The sequence below is a fragment of the Thioalkalivibrio sp. ALE20 genome, assembly GCF_000381405.1.
Taxonomy (GTDB): Bacteria; Pseudomonadota; Gammaproteobacteria; order Ectothiorhodospirales; family Ectothiorhodospiraceae; genus Thioalkalivibrio.
This window is the reverse complement of the sequence record NZ_KB906473.1, coordinates 137,667-160,136: the sequence shown is the minus strand read 5'-3', so window position 1 is coordinate 160,136 and position 22,470 is coordinate 137,667. Positions and strand designations below refer to the sequence as shown.

The window sequence follows — 22,470 nt, the reverse complement described above, 5'->3', positions numbered from 1 at the left end:
GAACCGTCATTGCGAGCCCCCGGGACCCGTCATTGCGAGCCCCCGGGACCCGTCATTGCGAGCCCCCGGGACCCGTCATTGCGAGCGCAGCGAAGCAATCTCGGGACACGCCCGACGAAGCCGACCCGACCGGGAACCCGGTGGTTCCGGATCCCCATGACTTCGTCGCTTCGCTCCTCGCAATGCCCCGCACGTAGACCGCGCAGCGGGACGAATCCGTGCGCAGCCCGGGCGCTACTCCCCCGGCTGTCCGTGCTCGCGAGTGGCCAGGAAGCGGATCTCCGGCCATTTCTCCTCGGCCATCTGCAGATTGACCCGTGTCGGAGCGATGTAGACCAGATCTCCGGCGTGGTCCAGAGCGAGGTTGTTCGCCGCCTTTTCCTTGAACTCCGCCAGCTTCTTCGGATCGTCGCTTTCCACCCAGCGCGCGGTCTGCACGTTCACGTTCTCGAACTGCGCCTCCACCTTGTACTCGGTGCGCAGGCGTTCGGCGACCACGTCGAACTGCAGCACCCCCACCGCCCCCAGGATCAGGTCGTTGTTCGTCAGCGGGCGGTAGAGCTGGGTCGCGCCTTCCTCGCACAGCTCCTGCAGCCCCTTGGTCAGCTGCTTCATCTTCAGCGGATCCTTCAGCTGCGCGCGGCGGAACAGCTCGGGCGCGAAGTTGGGGATGCCCTTGAACGTCAGATCCTCGCCCTGGGTAAAGGTGTCCCCGATGCGGATGGTCCCGTGGTTGTGGATGCCGATGATGTCGCCGGGATAGGCGGTCTCCACGTGTTCCCGATCGGAGGCGAGGAAGGTCAGTGCGTCCGGGATCTTCACGTCGCGGCCGATGCGCACGTGGCGCAGCTTCGCGCCCTTGTCGAAGGTGCCGGAGCAGATGCGCATGAAGGCGATGCGATCCCTGTGATTGGGATCCATGTTCGCCTGGATCTTGAACACGAACCCGGTGAACTTCTCCTCGGTAGGCTCGACCACCCGTGAATACGCCGGACGCGGCAGCGGACCGGGGGCAAACTCGACGAAGTCGTCCAGCAGTTCCTCGATACCGAAGTTGTTGATCGCCGAACCAAAGAACACCGGGGTCTGCTCACCGCGCAGATAGGCGTCCGGATCGAACTCGTGGGAGGCGCCCTGCACCAGCTCCAGCTCCTCGCGCAGCTCTTCGGCCTGGGTCCCCAGGACCTCGTCGAGGCGCGGATTGTCGAGGCCCTCGATGATCTCGCCGGTGGACTTCTTGCCGCCCTGCTCCGTGTCGTACAGGTGCACCGCATCGCGGCGGATATGGTAGACGCCGCGAAAACGCTTGCCGGAACCGATCGGCCAGGTGACCGGGGCGCACTGGATCTTCAGCACGTCCTCGACCTCGTCCAGCAGTTCGATCGGCTCGCGCCCCTCGCGGTCCATCTTGTTGACGAAGGTCATGATCGGGGTATCGCGCAGGCGGCAGACCTCCATCAGCTTGATGGTGCGGTCCTCCACGCCCTTGGCCGCGTCGATGACCATCAGCGCGGAGTCGACGGCGGTCAGCGTGCGGTAGGTATCTTCGGAGAAATCCGCATGGCCGGGGGTATCCAGCAGGTTCACCATGCGCCCCTTGTAGGGGTACTGCATCACCGAGGAGGTCACCGAGATCCCGCGCGACTGCTCCATCGCCATCCAGTCGGAGGTGGCGTGGCGCGCGGACTTGCGCCCCTTGACCGTACCGGCGAGCTGGATCGCGCCGCCGTACAGCAGGAGCTTTTCGGTCATGGTGGTCTTGCCCGCGTCCGGATGCGAAATGATCGCAAAGGTCCGGCGGCGGGCGGTCTCGTCGACAAAGGACATCGGTCGGGTCCCGTACGGGCAGAAAGCCCGACATTCTAACGTATTCCGCCCGCCGCATTGGCGGCGGGCGGAAACGGTTCAGCGTACGGCGGCTTCGGTGCGCATGGCCGTGCGCTGCTCGGCGAGGCTCTCGCGCGCGGCCGCCAGTTCGGCCTCGCTCATGCGGGACTCCAGGCGTTCCACGTGCTCGCCATCGTCGCCGAGGCTGTACCAGACCCAGGCCTGGACGCGGTCGCGATTCACGCCGCGGCCGGCCATGTGCAGGCGCCCGAGCCCGCGCTGGGCCTGGGCGTTGCCCTGCTCCGCCGCGAGCACATACCACTCGACGGCGTCGTCCACCGAGCGCTCGACCCCGCGCCCGGTCTCCAGCAGGTAGCCCCAGTGATACTGGGCGGAGGCCAGCCCCTGACCGGCGGCGCGTTCGATCCATTCCGCGGCTTCGGCCGGATCGGCCGATTCGTCCGCCAGCAGGTCACGCCCGAGGTGATACTGGGCATCCATGTCGCCCAGTTCCGCCGCGCGACGGTAGTGTTCGCCGCTTTTCTCCGCGTCCACGGGAACCCCGCGTCCGGCGGCATGGAGGTAGCCGAGGAAGTAGTGCGCGCGCGCATGCCCCTGCTCGGCGGCCTGCGCGAACCATTCGGCTGCCGCCGCGTCGTCCTGTTCGGTGCCACGCGCGGTGTAATGGGCCATGCCTACGTCGAACTGCGCGTCACGGTCGCCGCGTTGCGCATTGCGTTCACGGATACCGAACCAGACACCCAGCAGTTCCTGCTGGCGTTCGGCTTCGTCGTAACCGAATTCGGTGGCCACCGCGGGGCCGGCGGTCAACAGGAGCGGCAGGGCCGCGGTCAGGGCAAGAAGGGACTTTTTCATCACAGCCTCGATACGGAACCGGTCGTAAGGCCCTGAGAATAGACACATGCCCGTGGAACCGCAAAACCGACAGTGCATTTTTGCGCACCCTGACCGCAGAATGCGCCAGGGAAACGCTGATCAGCGTTTCCCTAGGCCCCCGCCGGTTCCTCGCAGCTGCGGCGCAGCACCCAGGCATCCTCGCGGCCGCTGGGAAGCGGGTAGTAACGCGGCCGGGTGCCAATGTGCTCGAAGCCCTCCGAGCGGTAGAGCTGCACGGCCGCGGCGTTGGAAGGACGCACCTCGAGGAACAGGGCCTCGGCGCGTTCAGCGCAGGCACAGGCCAGCAGCCGGCGCAGCATGAAGCGCCCCAGCCCGTAGCCCTGCCAGCGCGGATCCACCGTCAGATTCAGCAGATGCGCCTCGCCGGCGGCCACGGTCAGGATCGCATGCCCCACCTGACGGCCATCGACGGACAGGATCCAGCCGTCGTAACCGACCTTCAGGCAGTCCTGGAAGATCCGCGCGGTCCAGGGATAGTCATACGCCTGGCGCTCGATCACCATCACGCGATCGATGTCGGCCAGCTGCATGCGCCGCAGTTCGGGTCGGGTTCGGGCTTCGGCACTCATCGGTCATCTTCCCTCGTGCAGGAGTCGACCCCCGGATGGAGCCGGTGGTTCAGTCGGTGGCCGCGGACGGCAGGCACGCACGCGCCCGCTGCAGGTCCTCCCAGGCACGCGCCTTTTCCCGCGGCGAACGCAACAGATAGGCCGGATGCCAGGTCACGACCAGCGGAATGCCGCGATACTCGTGGACGCGCCCGCGCAGGCGCCCCACCGCGGTCTCGGTCTCCAGCAGCTGGTGCGCCGGGACCCGCCCCAGCGCCACGATGACCTCCGGGGCGATCGCCTCGATCTGGCGATCCAGGAAACCGCGGCAGGCCCGTGCCTCCTCCGGCTTCGGATCCCGATTGTTGGGCGGCCGGCACTTCAGGATATTGGCGATGAACGCGTCGTGCTCGCGATCCAGTCCCAGCGCCGCCAGCATGTTGTCCAGCAGCTGCCCGGCCCGCCCGACGAAGGGCTCGCCGCGACGATCCTCCTCGGCACCCGGGGCCTCGCCGACGAACAGCCAGCGGGCGCCGGTATCGCCCACCCCGAAGACCGTCTGCCGCCGGCTGGCCGCGAGCTCGCTGCAGGCAGTGCAGCCCGCGACTTCGTCTCGCAGGGCCTGCCAGTCGATGCCCGTGGCCGCCACGGACGACTCCCGCGGCGCCTGCTCCACGCTCAGGCCGGCCATCGGTTCAGGTGGTGGCTCCGGGGACGCTTCCGGCGCGGCGCCGGTATCCGCCGACGCGCGCGCCCGCCACAACGGGATGCCCATGTCGGCGAGGATGCGCCGCTTGTGCCGCGAGAGTTCCACGCCCGCCTCCCCGCTCAGGCTTGCGGGGCACGGCCGCGACGCCGGTGGCGCTGCCAGCGCACCAGCGTCAGCAGCGGCCCGGACAGCGCGTACACCACGAACCCGGCCAGCAGCATCTTGGGCGGATCCAGGGCCGCCAGCATCAGCGCCCCGACCACGCCCAGCATGGCCAGGAACGGGACCCGGTGGCGGAAATCCATGTCCTTGAAACTGAAATAGGTCAGGTTACTGACCATTGCCGCCCCGGCGAGCACGGTGATGATCAGCACCGCCACCGCCCCGGTGTCCCCCAGCTCCGCGGCCATGCCGAGGTCCTCGACCACCCAGACGGTCCCCACCAGCAGTGCCGCACTGGCGGGACTGGGCAAGCCCTGGAAGAAGCGCTTGTCGGTCACCGCCAGGCGGCTGTTGAAACGCGCGAGTCGCAGCGCCGCCGCCGTGGCAAAGAAAAACGCGGCCACCCAGCCGAAGTTGCCCAGGTCCTGCAGCTGCCACAGGTACACCACCAGTGCCGGGGCCAGACCGAAGGAGACCAGATCGGAGAGCGAATCGAACTGCGCGCCGAACTCGCTCTGGGTATCGGTCATGCGCGCGACCCGGCCGTCCAGGGTATCCAGCACCATGGCCACGAAGACCGCGATGGCCGCGGTAATGAACTCCCCGTCGATGGCGGACACGATCGCCAGGAATCCGGAGAACAGGACCCCGGTGGTGAACAGGTTGGGCAGCAGGAACACACCTCGCCGCCGCCGCGAACGCGGAGGCTCGTCGTCCAGCTCGTCCTCGCCACGGATGATGTCGGGGTCTTCGTCGGGATTCATTCGGCCAGCTCCACGGCGCCGCCCTGATCACCCGGCTCGCGCGGCGGGAGCCCGCCCAGCAGGGTCGTCCCCGCCAGCACGACCTGCCCCGGCCGCACCATCACGTGCGAGCCCCGGGGCAGCCACAGCTCCGCACGACCGCCGAAACCGGCAAACCCGATGCGCTTGCCACGGCCCAGCCGGTTGCCGGGCAGCACCTCCGCCATGCGGATGAACCGCGGCCAGTGCGTCACGCCGAGAGCCAGGGTCATGCGGTCATCCTCGTCGGTGGCCAGCGCGAACGCAAGCCGGCCGGCGAGCTGCGGGTCGGGCTCGCGATCCGTCTCCTGCCCCGGCCAGACGCGCTCGCGCACCTCGACCTCCTGCGGGGCATGGATATTGTATTCGCCGAGATAGCGCTGGCGCATGCGGATGCGCTCGGCCTCGCGCCCGGTGAACGGGTCGGTGGTGGTCTCCACCGATTCCACCACGCCGTCGACCGGGGCCACCAGGCCCAGCGCCTGGGCCGGCGCCCGGCGCCGCAGGTCGCGGAACAGGGCCATCAGGGCCAGCATCAGGATGACCAGGAACAGGCCCAGATCCGCCAGCCCGGACAGCAGCGTAATCACCGCCATCCAGGCGGTGACGATGACGAACAGGCGGCCTTCCTTCGCTACCGGAAACAGCATGTCCCCTCCGCGGCCCGCACCCGGGGCCGGTGGTGCCGCGGATCAGTTGCGCGACTTGTCGACCAGCTGGTTGGCCTGGATCCAGGGCATCATCGCACGCAGCCGCTCGCCCACCTGCTCGATCTCGTGGGCGGCGTTGCGGCGGCGATGCGCGGTCATGGACGGGTAGTTGGTGTCCCCTTCCTGGATGAAGCGCTTGGCGTATTCGCCGGTCTGGATGTTGTGCAGGGCCTCGCGCATGGCCTCGCGGGACTGTTCGTTGATGACCTTCGGGCCGGTCACGTACTCGCCGTACTCCGCATTGTTGGAGATGGAGTAGTTCATGTTGGCGATGCCGCCCTCGTACATCAGGTCGACGATCAGCTTGAGCTCGTGCAGGCACTCGAAATAGGCCATCTCCGGGGCATAGCCGGCCTCGGTCAGGGTCTCGAAGCCGGCCTTGACCAGCTCCACCGCGCCGCCGCACAGCACGGCCTGCTCGCCGAACAGGTCGGTCTCGGTCTCGTCCTGGAAGCTGGTCTCGATGATGCCGGTGCGCCCGCCACCGATGGCCGAGGCATAGGACAGCGCGATGTCGCGCGCCTTGCCGGAGGCATCCTGCTCGATGGCGATCAGGTCGGGGATGCCGCCGCCGCGGGCGAATTCCGAGCGCACGGTATGCCCCGGTGCCTTGGGTGCGATCATGATCACGTCGAGGTCGCCACGCGGCTCGATCTGGTTGTAATGGATGGTGAAGCCATGGGCGAACGCGAGGGTGCCGCCCTGCTTGAGGTTGGGCTTGATCTCCTCGCTGTAGAGCTTCGCCTGGTATTCGTCGGGGGCCAGCACCATGACCAGATCGGCGGCGGCCACCGCGTCGGACACGTCGGCCACCTTCAGGCCGGCTTCCTCGGCCTTGGCACGCGAACCGGAACCGGCCCGCAGGCCGACGGTGACGTCCACGCCGGAATCCTTCAGGTTGTTCGCATGGGCGTGCCCCTGCGAGCCGTAGCCAATGATGGCCACCTTCATGCCCTGAATGATGGAGAGATCGGCGTCTTTGTCGTAATAGAGCTTCATTGCGGTTTCCTTGGCAAGCGGTGAAAGGTGTTCAGATCTGGAGCGTGACGTCCCCGCGCGCGATGCCCATGACCCCGGAGCGCACCACTTCCTGCACGGGGAAGGGCTCGAGGGCCTGGAGGAAGGCATCCAGCTTGGAGCCTTCCCCGGTGATCTCGATGACGTAGGTCTTTTGCGTGACGTCGATGATGCGGCCGCGGAAGATGTCGGCGAGGCGCTTCACTTCTTCGCGGTCGCCGGGTTCGTCCACGCGGACCTTGACCATCGCCATCTCGCGCTCGATATGCGGATAGGAGGTCAGGTCGAGCAGCTTGATCACGTCGATCAGCTTGTTCAGCTGCTTGGTGATCTGCTCGACGATCTCGTCCGAGCCGCTGGTGACGATGGTCATGCGCGAGAGCGTGGGATCGTCGGTGGGCGCGACGGTCAGCGATTCGATGTTGTAGCCGCGAGCCGAGAACAGGCCGGCCACCCGCGACAGGGCACCGGATTCGTTCTCCAGCAGGACACTGATGATGTGACGCATACGGAATCCTTCCCTGTCAGACCAGGATCATTTCGTTCTGACCGGCACCGGCCGGGATCATCGGGTAGACGTTCTCGGACTGATCGGTGATGAAGTCCAGGAACACCAGGCGGTCCTTCTGCGCCAGGGCCTCCTTCAGCGCGCCCTCCACGTCGCCCGGCTTGTCGACCTGGATGCCCACGTGGCCGTAGGCCTCCGCCAGCTTGACGAAATCGGGCAGCGCATCCATGTACGACATCGCATAGCGGCCCTGGTAGAAGAACTCCTGCCACTGCCGCACCATCCCCATGTAGCGGTTGTTCAGGTTCAGGATCTTCAGCGGCAGCTGGTACTGATAGCAGGTCGACAGCTCCTGCATGCACATCTGGATGCTGGCCTCGCCGGTGATGCAGCCCACCGTCGCATCCGGATGTGCCAACTGCACGCCCATCGCGAACGGCAGTCCCACGCCCATGGTTCCCAGACCGCCGGAGTTGATCCAGCGGTTGGGCTTGTCGAAGCCGTAGAACTGCGCCGCCCACATCTGATGCTGGCCCACGTCGGAGGTCACGAAGGCGTCGCCGCCGGTCAGCTCCCAGAACTTCTGCACCACAAACTGCGGCTTGATCAGCTCGGAATCGCGATCGTACTTCAGGCAGTCCTGGCCGCGCCATTCGCGGATCTGGTCCCACCAGGCCTTCAGCGCGTCGGCGTCGGGCTGGCCGCCGTTCTCGTCCAGCGCGCGGATCAGCTCGCGCAGCACCGGCTCCACCTCGCCGACGATGGGCACGTCCACCTTCACGTTCTTGGAGATGGAGGCCGGGTCGACGTCCACATGCACGATCTTCGCGTGGGGGCAGAACTTCTCGATGTTGCCCGTCACGCGGTCATCAAAGCGCGCGCCGATGGCAATCAGCACGTCCGCGTGGTGCATCCCCATGTTGGCCTCGTAGGTCCCGTGCATCCCCAGCATGCCGACGAACTGCTCGTCCGAGGCCGGATAGGCGCCCAGCCCCATCAGGGTGTTGGTGATGGGGTAGCCCAGCTTGCGAGTGAATTCGGTCAGCGCCTCGGAGCCGCGACCCAGCACCACCCCGCCGCCGGTATAGATCATCGGCTGTTTCGCCGACAGGATCAGCTCGATCGCGCGCCGGATCTGTCCGGTGTGGCCGCGGGTCTTCGGGTTGTAGGAGCGCATGTGGATGCTCTCGGGGTACTCGAACTCGCAGCTGTCGGCGGTGACATCCTTGGGGATGTCCACCACTACCGGGCCGGGCCGGCCGGTGGTGGCAATGTAAAAGGCCTTCTTGATGGTGGTCGCGAGATCCTTCACGTCCTTGACCAGGAAGTTGTGCTTCACGCAGGGCCGCGTGATCCCCACGGTGTCCACTTCCTGGAAGGCATCGTTGCCGATCATGCTGGTCGGCACCTGGCCGGTGAACACCACCAGCGGCACCGAATCCATGTACGCATCGGCAATGCCGGTCACTGCGTTGGTCGCCCCCGGACCGGAGGTGACCAGGGCCACGCCGGGCTTGTCCGAGGATTTGGCGTAGCCCTCGGCGGCATGGATCCCGCCCTGTTCGTGGCGGACCAGCACATGCGAGACCTGGCTCTGCTTGTACAGCGCATCGTAGATGTGCAGGACCGCGCCGCCGGGGTAGCCGAAAACCAGGTCAACGCCTTCGGCCTGCAGGCTGCGGACGAAGATTTCGGCACCGGTGATGGCGGTGGACGATGCAGAGGTCTCGGACATGACGGTTGTTCCTTACCAGGGGCTGTCGGGCGATCGTGATCCGAGCGGACACGCCGAATCAAAATAGCCCACCATACTAATATGAAATCGCCCGCGCTTCACGCCATACGGCGCGCCAGCGAGCACGGTCCACGTGAGGGGCGCAATGCCCTGGCATCCCCGCGGGCCTTCCCCGGCCGGGCGGAACCCAACGCCGGGGGCCCCGTCCGGAGATTGCCACGGCCCCTGGCGGGGCCTCGCAATGACAGGAAACAACCCGCGGGGCCCCGCGATGACAGGAAGCAACCCGCGGGGCCCCGCAAGGGCGAAAGACAACTGGCGTGGCCTCGCGATGACGGGACGCAACCAGCACCGTCATCGCGAGGCGCGCAGCGCCGTGGCGATCTCCGGGGGCGGCCCCGGCGGAGCCGATCGTCAGTCGGGTTCGGCGCCGGCCTGAGCGGTGGGCAGCTCGGCGAAGTGCTGGCGCGCGCGCGCCACCAGGTCCCCCGGCAACCCTTCCTTCTCCGCGATGGTCAGACCGAAGGACACCCCCGGCTCGCCGATCAGCAGGCGGTAGGTGGGCGACAGGGTATCCGGGTCGAACTGCATGGAGGCGTTGAGGATGCCCGCCCGCTGAGCGGCATAGTCCTTCAGCGGTGCCAGGTGGGTGTTGACGATCCCGCGGGTGCCGCGCGCGCGCAGCTCGTCCAGCATCGCCATCGCCAGCGCCGCGCCCTCGTCCGGGTCGGTCCCGGTCCCCAGCTCGTCCAGCAGGATCAGGCTCTCCGGGCCCGCGTTGTCCAGGATGCGCTTGAGCACCGCCACGTGCCCGGCGAACGTCGACAGGTGGTGCAGCAGGCTCTGGTTGTCGCCCACGTCCACCATCACCTGGTCGAAACGGCCGATGCGGCAGTCCTGCTCCGCGGGGATGTGCAGACCGCACCAGGCCATGGTCACCAGCAGCCCGAGGGTCTTCAGCGCGACCGTCTTGCCGCCGGTGTTGGGACCGGTGATCAGCAGCAGCGGCTGCTCGTCGTCCAGACGGATGGACAGCGGCACCGGCTGCGGCCCGTTGCCCTCCGCGAACTGCAGCAGCAACAGCGGGTGGTAGGCCTCCGTCAGCTCGACCCCGGGGCGGTCTTCCAGGACCGGCGCATGGGCGTTCATCTGCGCGGAGAGCTGCGCGGCGGCCGAGGCCAGGTCGATCCAGGTCAGCGCCGTCAGCATCAGATCCAGCGGCTCGCCGTATTCGCGCACGGTGTCGGTCAGTTCGCGCAGCAGCCGCTGCTGCTCGTTGTTGATCTGCCCGTTCACGGTATCCAGCTGGTTGTTCAGCGGCACCGCCTCGATCGGCTCGATGATGTGATCGCGCCCGCCCATCGCGGTGCCCCGGCGCACGCCCTTGACCGCGCCGGCGGCATCCCCGCGCAGCACCATCACCGCGCGCTCCTGATGCCACTGGACCTTCAGCGCTTCCTCGCCCGACTGCGCCAGGTCCGACTGGGTCAGGCGCTTGTGCACCACCGTCTCGACCTCGCCGCGCAGCCGGTTGCGCTCGCCGAAGGCCTGCACCAGCGATTCGCTGGCGTCCTCGCGCAAGGATCCGCCCGGGTTCAGGCAGGCGGACAGGCGCTGCTCCAGCGCCTCCGGCGGGTACAGCTTGTTCAGGTCCGCGGGGTAGATCTCCGGGGTATCCGCCAGCTGATCCGCCAGCTCGCGCGCATGGCGCATGATGGTCTGCAGGTTGTGCAGCGCCTGCACCGGCAGCGCGGAACCCGGATTGCCGGCCTGGCGCAGCGCCGCGCGCACGTCCGGCAGCTGCCCCAGACGCGGCAGCGTGCCCGCATCCAGACGCTGGCGGGCCACGGTCACCGCCTTCTGCAGCGCGCGCGCCGCCTCCAGGTTGGGGGCGGGCTCCAGTCCGCGCGCGGCATCGGCACCGTAGGGCGTGGCGGTCAGGCGTTCCAGCAGGCGCTGGATCGCGGGAAATTCGAGGGCCTTCAGATCAACCTGCATGGGCTTGGACCTTGTGGATGTCGTTTCTTCACGGCGTTTGTTCGAACCCCCGTCATTGCGTGGTTCTTCAACCCCCCGTCATTGCGAGGTTCTTCACCCCCCCGTCATTGCGAGGAGCGCAGCGACGAAGCAATCTCCTCGAGCTTGCAGAGCGCGTGCAATCGAGACTCCGGTGGTTCCGGATGGAGATTGCTTCGTCGCTGCGCTCCTCGCAATGACGGGGGGCGCCATGACGGGGGCCGGATGGTTCGCAATGACGCCGGGTGGATGGTTCGCCATCACGGGAGATGGCGGTCCGGTGCTAATCCTCCTCGGCCTTCTTGAACATGCCGAGGTAGGCCTTCTTGTCCAGCATCGGCTCGCGCATCACCGCCAGCATGTCGTCCAGATGCTCCGGCGTGCTCATGCCCACCAGCGAGGTTCCCAGACCCGGCGTCGAGCGATTGAACTGCATCGCACGCTGCGCCGGATTGGCCAGCCCCGCCAGCTCCTTCTCCACCACTTCCACCGACTGCTGCGCGAGGTGGCCCTTGAGCATGGTGTGCGAGGCCATCATGTAGATCTCCAGCTGATGCGCCGCCTGCAGCGGGCTGGCCACGTTGCCCTGCCCGGTGGCCGTATTGAAGCGCGTGAAGCCCTCCAGCATCACCTGATTGAACGGCAGCATCGCCAGCTTGAAATGATCGCGCGCGAACTCGTCGCCGGTCACGGTCTGCGCCGCACGCTGGGCCAGCCCCTGGATCGAAGTCAGCGACTGGAATACCGGGGCGTCGGTCTCCTCGCGAAAACCCTCGAAGGTCGAGATCCCGTAGGCGCGGATCTTCTTGTCGCGCACCGCACGTTCCAGCATCTCGAACACCGGCTCCAGCTTCCAGTTGGTGCGCTCCTTGCCGATCTCGTCGATGTGCACTTCCGGCTGGTCGATGATGAACGCATCCAGGGTTTCCACGCCCATCAGCGAGCGCGACAGCTCCATCTGGTAGTGGATGTATTCCGGCGTCAGCAGATGCGCGCCCTTGGCCAGGTCCTCCTTCGTGCCCATGCCCGGGGCCTCGATCTCGCGCTGGAACCAGGCGTCCATGTCGTCCGGCTGACCGCCGCGCAGGGTCAGGAAGCCTCCCTTGGAGATCAGGAACATCGCCTCGCGCGGGACCCCGGCCTCCAGCGCCGTGCGCACGCCCGCGCCCACGGCCGCCAGCGAGCGGCCATAGCGGTAATGCGCGGAGGTATCCACCACGTTGATGCCCTCGGTCAGCCCGCGGGCCACGATCGCGGAGATCGCCGCATCCACCTCGGCGGTGGCCGCCCCGCCAAAGGTGCCGATGCCCAGACTGGACAGGCGCATCCGCGCGCGCGAGAACTCGCTGTAATGGCCCTCGGCCGCGCGCCCGTCGGCGAGGAACGACTCGGCGTACTTGCGCGTCGCCTTGGCGTTGGCGTAGCCGGGAATCAGTTTCTGCGAAGCTTCCATATTCCTCTCTCGAACCGCCGCAACTGGGGCAACCGCCGGATCCTGGTCTTCCGGCGCATCGCATCGGAAATGCGAATCCTAGGGAAACACCGCTCGATGTGCACGTTTCCCTCGACAGACGGAGGGTGCCCGACCTGCGTCCCCCCGATCGTTTGCGGCCAGCCCCGGAATGCTGCGAAGCTGACGGCCCCATCGTGCCGCCCGGAATACCGCCCGAGATGACCGCCCCCGAAGACCCCGCACACACCCCGCAGACGGGCGTCGAACCGGAAGACGAAGCCGGCTTCGAGGCCCTGGAACGCGGCGACTTTGCCGAAGCCCACCGAATCTGGAGTGAACGCGCCGACGGACCGCATGCCGGCGCCCATCTCGGCCTGGGCGTGCTGTACGCCAGCGGCCTGGGCGTCGAATCGGACGTGCAGCAGGCCCGCGAGCACTGGAAACGCGCGGCCGAGCTGGGCCTGCCGGATGCCTGCTTCAACCTCGGCCTGCTGGCCGAACAGGGGGTCGCCGAGGGGGACCCCGCAGAGGAGGCCGAGACCTGGTATCGCCGCGCGGCGCAGGCCGGTCACGCGAACGCCCAGTACAACCTGGGCGTTCTGCGCTTCGCCAGCGAAGTCACCCCGGAAGCCGCCGCGGAGGCCGTCGCCTGGTGGGAGAAAGCGGCCGAACAGGGCGATCCCGATGCCCTGAACAGTCTGGGGGTGGCGTACGAAACCGGCCGCGGCTGCGATGCCGACCCCGCCGAAGCCGGCCGGCTGTACGCACGGGCCGCCGGCGCCGGTCATGCCGGAGCGGCCTGCAACCTCGCCCGGCTGCTGGAACAGGGCCACGGCGTGATCGCCGATCTGGCCGAGGCCGTACGCTGGTACCGCCAGGCCGCGGAGGACGGCGACGGCGAGGCCGCCGCCCGCCTCGGCAACCTGTACCGCGACGGCAAGGGAGTGGAATGCGATCCGGCGCAGGCGGCGCACTGGTATCGCGTCGCCGCCGATGACGGCCATCCCGCGGCGCGTACCAACCTGGGCGTGCTGCTGGACCGCGGTCACGGGATCGCCCGGGACCAGCGCGAGGCCGCCCACTGGTACCGGCTGGCGGCCCGCCAGGGGCAGATGCAGGCGCAGTACAACCTGGGCATCTTCCTGGCCGAAGGCCATGGCGTGGAACAGGATCCGGTCGAGGCCTGGGTATGGTTCTCGCGCGCGGCCGACCAGGGACACCCCTCGGCCGCCGACGCCCGCGACTATGTCCACCAGCACCTGTCACTGGAGCAGCAGCAGGACGCCCTGGCCCGCAAGTCGCGCGAGTAACCGCCATCGGCCGCCGGAGCGGCGTTTCCCCGGACCCGGCCTCAGCCGACCCAGGCCCCGCCCACCGTCAGACTGAGCGCCAGGCCCGCCACCGCACGCCTGGCGGGCTTGATCGGCCCGTCGCTGTGTGGACACTTCGCCCGCATGAGCGAGGAGATGCCCATCGACGCCCTGCACGGGGACTTTGCCGCGGCGCTGGCCGCCGGTCCGGTGGTGGTATCGGCGGCGACCGGTTCGGGCAAGTCGACGCGCCTGCCGGTGTGGGCGCGGGAACAGGGGCGCGTGCTGGTGGTGGAACCCCGCCGAGTGGCGGCCACCAGCCTGGGGCACTGGGTGGCCGGCCTGCTCGGCGGAAAGCCGGGGCGCGAGGCGGGCTTCGCCGTGCGCGGCGAGGTGCGCTGCGACCGCGACACGCAGATCGTGTTCGCCACGCCCGGGATGGCCCTGCAATGGCTGGCGCACCACGGCCTCGCGGATTTCGCGGTGGTGATCCTCGACGAGTTCCACGAACGCCGCTGGGACACCGACCTGCTCTACGCCCTGCTGACCGAGACCGGACGCCACCGCCTGGTGATCACCTCGGCCACCATCGACGGCGCGCGCCTCGCCCGCGATCTCGGCGGCACCTGTCTCGAGAGCCCCGGCCGCTCCCACCCGGTCGCGCTGGAGCACCTCGCCGCGGACCCGCAGGCGATGCCCCATGCGAAGGACCTGGCCACGCGCGTGGCCGAAGGCGTACGCACCGCACTCACGCGCACCGACGGCGACGTCCTCGCCTTCCTGCCCGGGCGCGGCGAGATCGCCGCCGCGGCGCGGGCCCTGACGAACGACCCGGTGGCCTGCATCGAGCTGCACGCCGGCGCCAGCGCCGAGGCGCAGCGCCGTGCCCTGCAGCCGGGGCAGGAACGCCGGGTGATCCTCGCCACCAATGTCGCCGAAAGCTCGGTGACCGTGCCCGGGGTGACCGCCGTGGTCGACAGCGGCCTACAGCGCCGCACGGGTCGGCGCAACGGCCGCACCGTGCTGGCGCTGCAGGCGATCGCCGCCGACAGCGCGGAGCAGCGCCGCGGGCGCGCGGGCCGCACTGCGCCAGGGCTGTGCCTGCGCCTGTGGGGCCACAATGCCCCGCTGGCTGCGAACACCCCGCCGGAGCTGCAGCGCGAGGAGCTCACCGAACCCGTGCTGGCGGCCGCCTGCTGCGACCGCCCGGCACGCGAACTCGCATTCCCCGATGCCCCGCGCGAGGAGGCCCTGGAGCGCGCCGAAGACCGGCTGCGGGCGATGCACGCGATCGCCGCGGACGGTCGCGCCACCGCGCACGGCCGACGCCTGTTCGCCCTGCCGGTGGACACCGCGCTGGCCCATCTGGTGCTGGCCATGCCGGATGCGGCGACGGCCACGTTCATGGCCGACCTGGCCGGCGCCCTCGGCAGCCGCCGCGCGGTCGCGGTGCCGCCCGACGACGAACGCGAACGGCAGGATGCACTCGCCGCCCTCGGACGGGCCTGTGATGCGACGCTGCGGGTCGCCGCGGTGCGCGGCCACGCACCCGAGGGGGTTCGCATTCGCCGGGAGGAACGCCGCGAGGCACGCCATCTGGCCCGTCAGGTGCGCGAGCTGGCCGGCCTGCCCGCCCGGGAATCGCAACAGGAACCGCAGCAGGAACCGGAGTCGGAGCCGCTCGCGGCCACCGCGCCCCGGGCCCTGACCGCCGCGGTGGCTGCCGCCCCCGAGCTGGCGTTCGTGCGCCGCGAGCGCCGCCGCTTTGCGCTGGGCAACGGCGGCGAGGAGGCGGAGATCGGTCGGGATTCGCTGCTGGCCGAGGATGTCGAGGCGGCCGTGGTGTTCGACAGCCACAGCCTGCCCGGCAGGGGCACCCGCGACACCCGCACCATCGCCACGGTGCTCGCGCCGCTGGAGCCCGATGCCCTGATCGACGCGGGGGTGGCCACGCCGGCCATCGCCGATCCCGAATGGTCCGCGGACGGACTCGTGGTCCGCCGCGACTGGTGGCATGCCGGGCGCGTACTGCGCAGCGACCGCACCCGCCCCGCAGGCGCCGCGGCGCGCGAGGCACTGGCCGCGCTGATCCTGGAGGACCAACTGCTCGCCCCCGCCGGCTCGCGCCTGCGCGACGACCTCGACGCCTGGGCGCTGTATCTCGCGCTGGGCTTCGAGCAGGGCGAGGTCCCGGACGCCCGCGACTGGCTGGCCCGCCGCCTGCAGACCCTGGGCGTGGAGTCGGACGAGGACGTGGTCCTGCTGGAACCGGAGGACCTGGCGTTCGAGGGCGTACCCGAGTGGGAACGCGAACGGTTCGATCGCCGCTATCCGCGCGAGGTGCGGCTCTCGGGCCTGCACATGCGCATCCATTACAACGTCGCCCGCCGTACCGTCACCGCAGAGAAAATCGACGGCAACCGGCGCGACGACCCGAAGCGCTGGGAACTGCCCGCCTGGCAGGGCTGGCACGTTCGCTTCCAGCGCGCCAGCCGCGTGGTCGACGTGCGCTAGGCGCCGGGCGGTCGCGAGATCACGTAGCGGTTGCGCCCGGCCGCCTTGGCCCGGTACATCGCCTGATCCGCCTCGCGCAGCAGCTGTTCCGGGCCCGGTTCGGGGTCGTGCCCGTAGAATGCGACGCCCAGGCTGGCGCTGACCCGGAAAACGCTTTCGCCGTCCTCCACGGGCGCCGCGGCGGCCGCCAGCAGGCGTTCCAGCAACGGGACGGTGGCTCCCGGGTCCACGTCCTCAAGGATCGCGACGAATTCGTCGCCCCCCAGCCGGGCGAAGGTATCGCCCTCACGCAGGGAGACCCGCATGCGTTCGGCGACCACCCGCAGCAGACGATCCCCGGCATCGTGGCCGTAGCCGTCGTTGACCGCCTTGAAACCGTCGAGGTCGAGGAAAACCACCGCCAGCTGGGTTCCCCGGCGCCGGGCCCGGACCATGGCCTGATGCAGGCGATCGAGCAGCAGGACCCGGTTGGGCAGCGCGGTCAGGGCATCGTAATGGGCGCCGTGCTCGAACTCGCGCAGCAGATCCTTCTGCCAGGTGATGTCGGTCGAGATGCCCAGCAGGCTGTCGGGAAGGGTGTGAGACGAGTCCGTGTAGACCGGGGTCTTGACCTCCCAGTAGACCCGGTGGCCACCGCCCTCTTCGACCGCCTCGATCTCCTCGCGGCTGTCCTCGCCGGCGAGCACCCGGCTGTCCACCTCGTGCAGACGGGCGACCGTGGCCGGCGGGAAGAAATCCTCGTCGCCGCGTCCGTAGAGCTCGTCCGCCGTGCAACCGAACACCCGCAGGGTCTCGCGGTTGCCATAGGTATAGCGACGCTGCCGGTCCTTCACATAGACCGCGACCGGCACACGGTCCAGGGCCTCGTGCAGCACCTGGATATGATGCAGGGAACGGTGCAGCTCCTGTTCCGCGGCCAGACGCGCGGTGATGTCGTAACAGAAGCCGACATAGCCCCGGAACTCGCCGTGCGGGTCATGGCGCGGCCCGCCCTCGTCGAGGATCCAGCGATACTCGCCGTCGGCGCGGCGCAGGCGGTATTCCAGGGTAAAGGGCCGGTGCGCGGCGACGGCGGTTCGGTAGCTCTGCATGCAGGCGACACGGTCGTCGGGGTGGACCCCCTCCAGCCAGCCGTCGCCCTGCTCCTGCGCCAGTCTGCGGCCGGTGAAACGCAGCCAGGGCTCGTTGACATATTCCACGCCCCCGTCAGCCCCCGAGACCCAGATCAGGACCTGACCGGCGTCCGTCAGCTGACGGTAGTACTCCCGGCACTCCTCCAGCTCGCGGATACGTTCCGCCGCGTCCCGGAGCACCCGTCGCCAGGCGACCGGGATCGGCTCCTCGGGGAGATCGGTAAAGGGAAGCGCCGCACGCAGCTGCGACTCGGATTCGTCGTCCATCCGGGGCACCTGATCCATGCCCGCCTGCGCGGGGCCATCCCTTGAGCTTATACCATGACCGGGCACGGTCAACGGCGCCGGCGGGCTATCACCCCCCAGCGGCACTGCGCAGCAGGGGGTGGGTGCGGAACAGCCGCTCCAGGCGCTGTTCCAGTTCGGCGCGCACCGGGCCGCTGCGGTCGGCGTCGAGGCGGGATACGAACAGGTTGTCGTACCACTCCTCTTCCTCGTCCATGTCCCAGTCGACCTCGCGCAGCAGGGCCTGCCCGGCCTCGGGCAGCAGGGCGGGCAGCTCGCGGCCGGTGAGCTGTGCCCACACGCCGGTCCAGCAGCGGGCCAGCGCCAGCGGATGGTAGCCGCCGCCCCCGAGCACCAGCAGCTTCGGCGTGCCGTCGCCGTGGCGCGGGCTGGTCTCGATCACGTCGTCGATGCAGGCGAGGAAGCACTGGGTGGAGATGCCGAACTTGCCCAGCGGGTCCGGCAGCAGCGCATCGGTGCCGGCCTGCACCACCACGTAATCCGGCTGCCACCGGGTACGCGCCGCCTCCCAGATGCGGCTGAAGGCGCTGTGGAATTCCGTGTCGTTGGTCTCTTTCGGCAGCGGCAGGTTGACCGCGTTGCCCAGCCGGCCGGTGTCCTCGATGCGCCCGCCCTGGAACGGATAGCCGTATTCGGTATCCATGTGCAGGGACACGGTAAGCACGTCCGGGTCGTCGGCGAATGCCGCCTCCACACCGTCGCCATGATGGGCGTCGATATCCAGGTACAGCACCCGTGCCCCCCTCTGGCGCAGGCGCATGATGCCCAGGGCGCAGTCGTTGAAGTAGCAGAAGCCGCGCGCCTGGTCGGGGGCGGCATGGTGCATGCCGCCGGCCGGATTGAAGGCCATGCCACCCTCCAGCACGACCTCGGCACCCTGGATGGAACCATAGGTGGCGGTGGCCGGGGTGGAGAAGAAGCCGGCGAAGAACGGGTTCTCGAAGTTGCCGATGTTGTGGCGGTCGCGGTAGCGCTGGAACACCTTGCCCAGCGCCTCGGCGCGCTGCATGGCGGTCACGTAGTCGCGGGTATGCAGCCACTCGAGCTCGGCGGGCATGGCCTTGCGGGTCACCGCCATCTCGCCGGGGGTGACGGCATCGTAGGCCTCAATCAGGTCGATGGTCAGCGACACCCGCGGGATGCCGAGCGGATGGTTGTCGCCGTAGCTGTGCCCGCGATAGCGCGGGGCGTGCAGCAGCGTCGCGTGGCGGCGCGCCGGACCGGATGCGGCGTCCGGGGCAGCGACGGGGGCGGCTTCGGGGGCGGCTTCGGGGGTGGCATTCACTGGTGGCGCAGCCTCAGGTAGATCTCGGGCAGACGGCGCGGCAGCTCGTCCACGTGGTCGATGATGGTGTAGTGGCCGGGGCCGAAGATCGCCGGCAGGTATTCCGAGCCGGATGGGTCCAGGGTGACGCAGAACGGGTGCACGCCGGCGTCCACCGCCTCTTTCATGGCCATGCGCGTGTCCTCGTGCAGGTAGCGCTGATCGCCGCCGTCGTCGTAGTCGGCCGGGCGGCCGTCGGACAGGATCAGCAGCAGGCGGCGCTGGGCCGAGCTGCGCCGGAAGGCCTCCAGCGAGTGGCGAATGCCCGCGCCCATGCGCGAGGCCAGGCGCCCGGAGACCCCGGCGATGCGGTTGCGCACGGTGGCGCTCAGGTCTTCGTTGAAGTCCTTCAGCCAGTAATAGTTGACCTGATCGCGCTGTTTGGAGGCGAACCCGGCGAGCGCACAGGGATCGCCGACCCGGTCGATGGCCTCGGCGAACAGCATCATGCCCTCGCGCACGCGGTCGACGATCTTGCCCTGCCCGCCCGGATGACGCGCCATGATGGAGGTCGACATGTCCGCCAGCATCAGCACCGAGGTGTCGCGGTGCTGCACCGCGCGACGGCGGTAGATGAAGGCCTTGGGCGACAGCCCCGCCTTCTTGTCGGCGACATAATCGATCACTGCCTCGGTATCCAGCTCGTCGCCGTCCATCTGTTTGCGCAGCGGCGCCGGGCGCATCGGGCGCTGCATCTCCAGACCCCGGGTCAGGCGCTTCAGGGTGTCGGCATGCCGGGTGAGGATCTCCGCCGCGCGGTCGGGCTCTTCGTCGTCCAGCACGCGCTCGTAGAGGTTGACCCAGTCGGAGATGTAGCGCTGCTCGCGGTAGTCCCACTCGGGGTACAGGATGCCGTCCTTCTTCGGCGTGTACGGCGCCGCGCGCTTGGCCACCTGGGCCGGCTGCGGGATCCCGGTGCCGATCCGCCCGCCGGTGCCGGAGGTCTCCTGCTGCGGGGTCTGGATGTCCGCGTCCGGGTCCTTCTGTGCGTCCTCCGGGGCCTGCTGCGGCTGCTCTTCCTGCTTCTCGTGCTCGAACTTGTGCTCGTCGTGCGCCTCGTGGTCGCGGAAGTCCGCCAGCTCGCCGTTACGCTCGCGCTGGGGATAGACCGGCAGCGCCGCGTTCAGCGACAGCCCGGGCAGGTAGGCCTCGGCGCGTTCTTCGATGGTGATCTCGGGGAAGGCCCCGTCGGCGAACAGCTCCTCGGCCACCTCCCAGGCGGTCACCACGTCGGCCTCGGGCGCCAGCATGCGCGCGAGCCGTGGATCCTCCGGCTCACGCCCCTCCAGCAACGCCCGGTGCGCCCGCAGGGCGAAATCGAAATAGGTGCCGGCCGGTTCGGCCGGGCGCTCGTAAGCCTCGGCCAGCCGCACCAGCCGTTCGAGAAAGCGCGGGATGCGCGGCGCGACCCGGGCGTTCACCCGCAGGTCCTCGGCCAGGTCGAACAGGATCTGGAAACGGAACATGCGCTCGCCGAAGGCGGCGAACAGCGGCCGCCAGGTGATGCGCGAGCGGTCGTCCAGCGGCGGGTGCTCGCTGCCCGCGCGCTCGAACAGGCGCTCCACGCGGGACAGGGCGTAGGTGTCGTAGGCCAGATGGGCGGCGGCGTGCTGGGTGGCCACCAGGGCCTCCTCGCGCGAGTCCATCACCGCCGGCATGAACAGCCGCCGGCCGTCGGTCTCCAGCATCGGCCGGCCCTCGCCGGGCTTCCAGCTGGAATCCGCCAGCGGGATGTCGGCGTCCAGCCAGGCCAGCATCACCAGCCGCAGGAAGCGTCCGTGCATGCGCGGACGGAACCCCGGCAGCGCGTCCAGCAGCAGCTTCAGGCTCTCGTCGCTCTCCAGGCGGAAATACGCCTCGCCGCGCGAGCGCCCGGCCTTCAGCAGGTCGGCCCCGCGCCGCGCCCAGGACAGCAGACCACCATCGCCGACCAGGTTGCGCGCGATCGGCGCCCCTTCGAGGTAGCAGTCCAGGGTCAGGCCGCGCTCGTCGAACAGGGTCTCGGCCGGGTCGATCAGGGCCCGCAGCCCCTCGATGCCGCGACCGGCCGCGAGCCTGTCGAAATCGGTCTCGAAATAGGCCCGCGCGTCCGGCAGGCTGCGCTCGCACCAGCGCAGACCGGTCGCGTACCACTCGCGCTCGCCGTCCTCGCCCCAGGCGGCGAACACCCGGTCGGCCTGGCTCATGAACCCCTCGAGCGCATCGGCGGAATTCACCCAGCGGGCGAACTCGGCGGCCTGCGCGCGCCACGGTTCCACCCCGCCGACGTGTTCGGCCATCCGCGCGGAATGCCGCATGAAGCTCTTGCCGGCCTCGCGGTCATGGAAGAACAGGTCGCGCGCGGTCTCGATCCACCGCCGGGCGGGACCGGCACCGAACTCGCGGATCGCCGGCAGGGCCTCCTTCGCGTCGCGGTGGGCGACGAAGCTCATGTCCTCGAGGTGCTGCAGGATCTCCTCGATCTCGACGAGATCCTCGGCCTCGGTGTTCGCGCCCCCGTCGTTGCGGGCCTGCTCGCTCACGCGGCTTCCGACTCGGGGAAGTGGGCGTCGAAGATCTCCTCCAGCGCCTGGATCAGCTCGGGGTCATCGGTGATCGGCGCGATCATCGCGGCGCGGCACGCCACCCGCGGGCTCAGGCCCGCCTGCATCAGCTCGCCGGCATAGGCCAGCGCGCGGGTGGAGGTGGCCTCTTCCAGACCGTGGTCCTTGAGGGCACGCGCCTTGCGGCCGGCGGCCACCAGCTTCTCCACGCGGTCGGCATCCAGGCCACCGGATTCCTTGGCAACGATCTCGCGCTCGACCTCTTCCGAGGGGTAATCGAAGTGGATGCCGACGAAGCGCTGCTTGGTGGACGGCTTCAGGTCCTTCAGCACGGTCTGGTAGCCGGGGTTGTAGGAGATCACCAGCATGAAGTCCTCGTGCGCATCGATGATCTGCGACTTCTTGTCCAGCGGCAGCTGGCGGCGGTGGTCGGTCAGCGGGTGGATGACCACGGTGGTGTCGGTACGTGCCTCGACGATCTCGTCGAGGTAGCAGATCGCCCCCTCCTTGACCGAGCGGGTCAGCGGCCCGTCCTGCCACACGGTCTCCTCGCCCTCCAGCAGGAAGCGCCCGACCAGGTCGGAGCTGGTGAGGTCCTCGTGGCAGGACACCGTGACCAGCGGCTGGCCGATGGTATGCGCGACATGCTCCAGAAACCGGGTCTTGCCGCAGCCGGTCGGCCCCTTGAGCATCACCGGAAGGCGCTTGGCATAGGCCGCCCGGAAGATCTCGACCTCGTCGGCCTGGGGCTTGTAGAAGGGCGCGCCGCCCTGGCTGCCATCCTGGCCGGGCTTGTCGATGACGTCGCGTTCCACTCCGCGCATGCGGTTGATCAGGTTCTTCATGCTGGCTCCTGTAGGCCGCCTGGTATGTCGCGTCGCATGACGATTCCGGGCACATTCCCGGGGGGGCGCACCCCGGAATCGTCATCGCGCGGGGATTGTTGTATGATTTC

Annotated in this window: 17 protein-coding genes; 2 read left to right on the top strand and 15 right to left on the bottom strand. The window is 69.1% G+C overall.

What is annotated here, in order from left to right; translation table 11 throughout:
• Positions 1-234: 234 nt before the first annotated feature.
• The 11 genes from F790_RS0106280 to F790_RS0106230 form a co-directional block, all read right to left on the bottom strand.
• Positions 235-1,827: a peptide chain release factor 3 gene (locus F790_RS0106280; RefSeq protein ID WP_019591130.1), complete on the bottom strand. Its 1,593-nt coding sequence runs from the start codon at positions 1,825-1,827 to the stop codon at positions 235-237.
• Positions 1,828-1,905: 78 nt separating this feature from the next.
• A complete protein-coding gene (locus F790_RS0106275) occupies positions 1,906-2,703 on the bottom strand; it encodes a tetratricopeptide repeat protein (RefSeq protein WP_019591129.1) in 798 nt (265 codons plus the stop codon).
• Positions 2,704-2,834: 131 nt separating this feature from the next.
• Complete coding sequence (gene rimI, locus F790_RS0106270) at positions 2,835-3,314, bottom strand: ribosomal protein S18-alanine N-acetyltransferase (RefSeq protein WP_019021814.1); 480 nt, start codon at positions 3,312-3,314, stop codon at positions 2,835-2,837.
• A 49-nt stretch (positions 3,315-3,363) separates the two neighbouring features.
• A complete protein-coding gene (locus F790_RS0106265; protein WP_026332873.1) occupies positions 3,364-4,107 on the bottom strand; it encodes a uracil-DNA glycosylase in 744 nt (247 codons plus the stop codon).
• 14 nt (positions 4,108-4,121) lie between these two features.
• Positions 4,122-4,928, bottom strand: a complete 807-nt coding sequence (gene pssA / locus F790_RS0106260; RefSeq protein WP_018870293.1) for a CDP-diacylglycerol--serine O-phosphatidyltransferase — start codon at positions 4,926-4,928, stop codon at positions 4,122-4,124.
• Positions 4,925-5,596, bottom strand: a complete 672-nt coding sequence (locus F790_RS0106255) for a hypothetical protein (RefSeq protein WP_019569660.1) — start codon at positions 5,594-5,596, stop codon at positions 4,925-4,927. Before F790_RS0106255 ends, pssA begins: the two co-directional genes overlap by 4 nt.
• Before the next feature lie 42 nt (positions 5,597-5,638).
• On the bottom strand, positions 5,639-6,655 hold the full coding sequence (gene ilvC, locus F790_RS0106250) for a ketol-acid reductoisomerase (protein WP_019591127.1): 1,017 nt from the start codon (positions 6,653-6,655) through the stop codon (positions 5,639-5,641).
• Between the two features lie 31 nt (positions 6,656-6,686).
• Positions 6,687-7,181 carry an acetolactate synthase small subunit gene (ilvN, locus tag F790_RS0106245; RefSeq protein WP_018870296.1) on the bottom strand — a complete coding sequence of 165 codons (495 nt, stop codon included), beginning with the start codon at positions 7,179-7,181 and terminating at the stop codon, positions 6,687-6,689.
• A gap of 16 nt (positions 7,182-7,197) precedes the next feature.
• Complete coding sequence (gene ilvB / locus F790_RS0106240) at positions 7,198-8,916, bottom strand: biosynthetic-type acetolactate synthase large subunit (RefSeq protein ID WP_019021808.1); 1,719 nt, start codon at positions 8,914-8,916, stop codon at positions 7,198-7,200.
• 414 nt (positions 8,917-9,330) lie between these two features.
• Complete coding sequence (locus tag F790_RS0106235; RefSeq protein WP_019591126.1) at positions 9,331-10,914, bottom strand: DNA mismatch repair protein MutS; 1,584 nt, start codon at positions 10,912-10,914, stop codon at positions 9,331-9,333.
• A 301-nt stretch (positions 10,915-11,215) separates the two neighbouring features.
• Positions 11,216-12,385, bottom strand: coding sequence for an aldo/keto reductase (locus F790_RS0106230; protein WP_019591125.1), 1,170 nt, complete (start codon positions 12,383-12,385; stop codon positions 11,216-11,218).
• 218 nt (positions 12,386-12,603) lie between these two features.
• Here F790_RS0106230 and F790_RS0106225 point away from each other — a divergent pair, with 218 nt between their 5' ends.
• Together F790_RS0106225 and F790_RS0106220 are read left to right on the top strand one after the other, a co-directional pair.
• Positions 12,604-13,695, top strand: a complete 1,092-nt coding sequence (locus F790_RS0106225) for an SEL1-like repeat protein (RefSeq protein WP_019591124.1) — start codon at positions 12,604-12,606, stop codon at positions 13,693-13,695.
• Between the two features lie 156 nt (positions 13,696-13,851).
• Positions 13,852-16,209 (top strand): helicase-related protein, encoded by a 2,358-nt coding sequence (locus tag F790_RS0106220; protein WP_019591123.1) that lies wholly within the window; start codon positions 13,852-13,854, stop codon positions 16,207-16,209.
• Here the strand turns inward: F790_RS0106220 and F790_RS0106215 are convergent.
• The 4 genes from F790_RS0106215 to F790_RS0106200 form a co-directional block, all read right to left on the bottom strand.
• Positions 16,206-17,627 carry a diguanylate cyclase domain-containing protein gene (locus tag F790_RS0106215; protein ID WP_019591122.1) on the bottom strand — a complete coding sequence of 474 codons (1,422 nt, stop codon included), beginning with the start codon at positions 17,625-17,627 and terminating at the stop codon, positions 16,206-16,208. The genes F790_RS0106220 and F790_RS0106215 overlap by 4 nt on opposite strands.
• A gap of 70 nt (positions 17,628-17,697) precedes the next feature.
• Positions 17,698-18,933, bottom strand: a complete 1,236-nt coding sequence (locus F790_RS0106210) for an acetoin utilization protein AcuC (RefSeq protein ID WP_019591121.1) — start codon at positions 18,931-18,933, stop codon at positions 17,698-17,700.
• Entirely contained in the window at positions 18,930-21,494 is a 2,565-nt protein-coding gene (locus F790_RS0106205) for a VWA domain-containing protein (RefSeq protein WP_019569642.1), read from the bottom strand. Before F790_RS0106205 ends, F790_RS0106210 begins: the two co-directional genes overlap by 4 nt.
• Positions 21,491-22,360 carry a CbbQ/NirQ/NorQ/GpvN family protein gene (locus F790_RS0106200; protein ID WP_018870305.1) on the bottom strand — a complete coding sequence of 290 codons (870 nt, stop codon included), beginning with the start codon at positions 22,358-22,360 and terminating at the stop codon, positions 21,491-21,493. The genes F790_RS0106205 and F790_RS0106200 overlap by 4 nt, the downstream gene beginning before the upstream one ends.
• Positions 22,361-22,470 lie beyond the last annotated feature (110 nt).

Excerpts from the sequence above, each read along its gene's own strand:
- F790_RS0106280 (WP_019591130.1), bottom strand. The coding sequence starts at position 1,827 with ATGTCCTTTGTCGACGAGACCGCCCGCCGCCGGACCTTTGCGATCATT.
- F790_RS0106275 (WP_019591129.1), bottom strand. The coding sequence starts at position 2,703 with ATGAAAAAGTCCCTTCTTGCCCTGACCGCGGCCCTGCCGCTCCTGTTG.
- rimI (WP_019021814.1), bottom strand. The coding sequence starts at position 3,314 with ATGAGTGCCGAAGCCCGAACCCGACCCGAACTGCGGCGCATGCAGCTG.
- pssA (WP_018870293.1), bottom strand. The coding sequence starts at position 4,928 with ATGAATCCCGACGAAGACCCCGACATCATCCGTGGCGAGGACGAGCTG.
- F790_RS0106255 (WP_019569660.1), bottom strand. The coding sequence starts at position 5,596 with ATGCTGTTTCCGGTAGCGAAGGAAGGCCGCCTGTTCGTCATCGTCACC.
- ilvC (WP_019591127.1), bottom strand. The coding sequence starts at position 6,655 with ATGAAGCTCTATTACGACAAAGACGCCGATCTCTCCATCATTCAGGGC.
- ilvN (WP_018870296.1), bottom strand. The coding sequence starts at position 7,181 with ATGCGTCACATCATCAGTGTCCTGCTGGAGAACGAATCCGGTGCCCTG.
- ilvB (WP_019021808.1), bottom strand. The coding sequence starts at position 8,916 with ATGTCCGAGACCTCTGCATCGTCCACCGCCATCACCGGTGCCGAAATC.
- F790_RS0106235 (WP_019591126.1), bottom strand. The coding sequence starts at position 10,914 with ATGCAGGTTGATCTGAAGGCCCTCGAATTTCCCGCGATCCAGCGCCTG.
- F790_RS0106230 (WP_019591125.1), bottom strand. The coding sequence starts at position 12,385 with ATGGAAGCTTCGCAGAAACTGATTCCCGGCTACGCCAACGCCAAGGCG.
- F790_RS0106225 (WP_019591124.1), top strand. The coding sequence starts at position 12,604 with ATGACCGCCCCCGAAGACCCCGCACACACCCCGCAGACGGGCGTCGAA.
- F790_RS0106220 (WP_019591123.1), top strand. The coding sequence starts at position 13,852 with ATGCCCATCGACGCCCTGCACGGGGACTTTGCCGCGGCGCTGGCCGCC.
- F790_RS0106215 (WP_019591122.1), bottom strand. The coding sequence starts at position 17,627 with ATGGATCAGGTGCCCCGGATGGACGACGAATCCGAGTCGCAGCTGCGT.
- F790_RS0106200 (WP_018870305.1), bottom strand. The coding sequence starts at position 22,360 with ATGAAGAACCTGATCAACCGCATGCGCGGAGTGGAACGCGACGTCATC.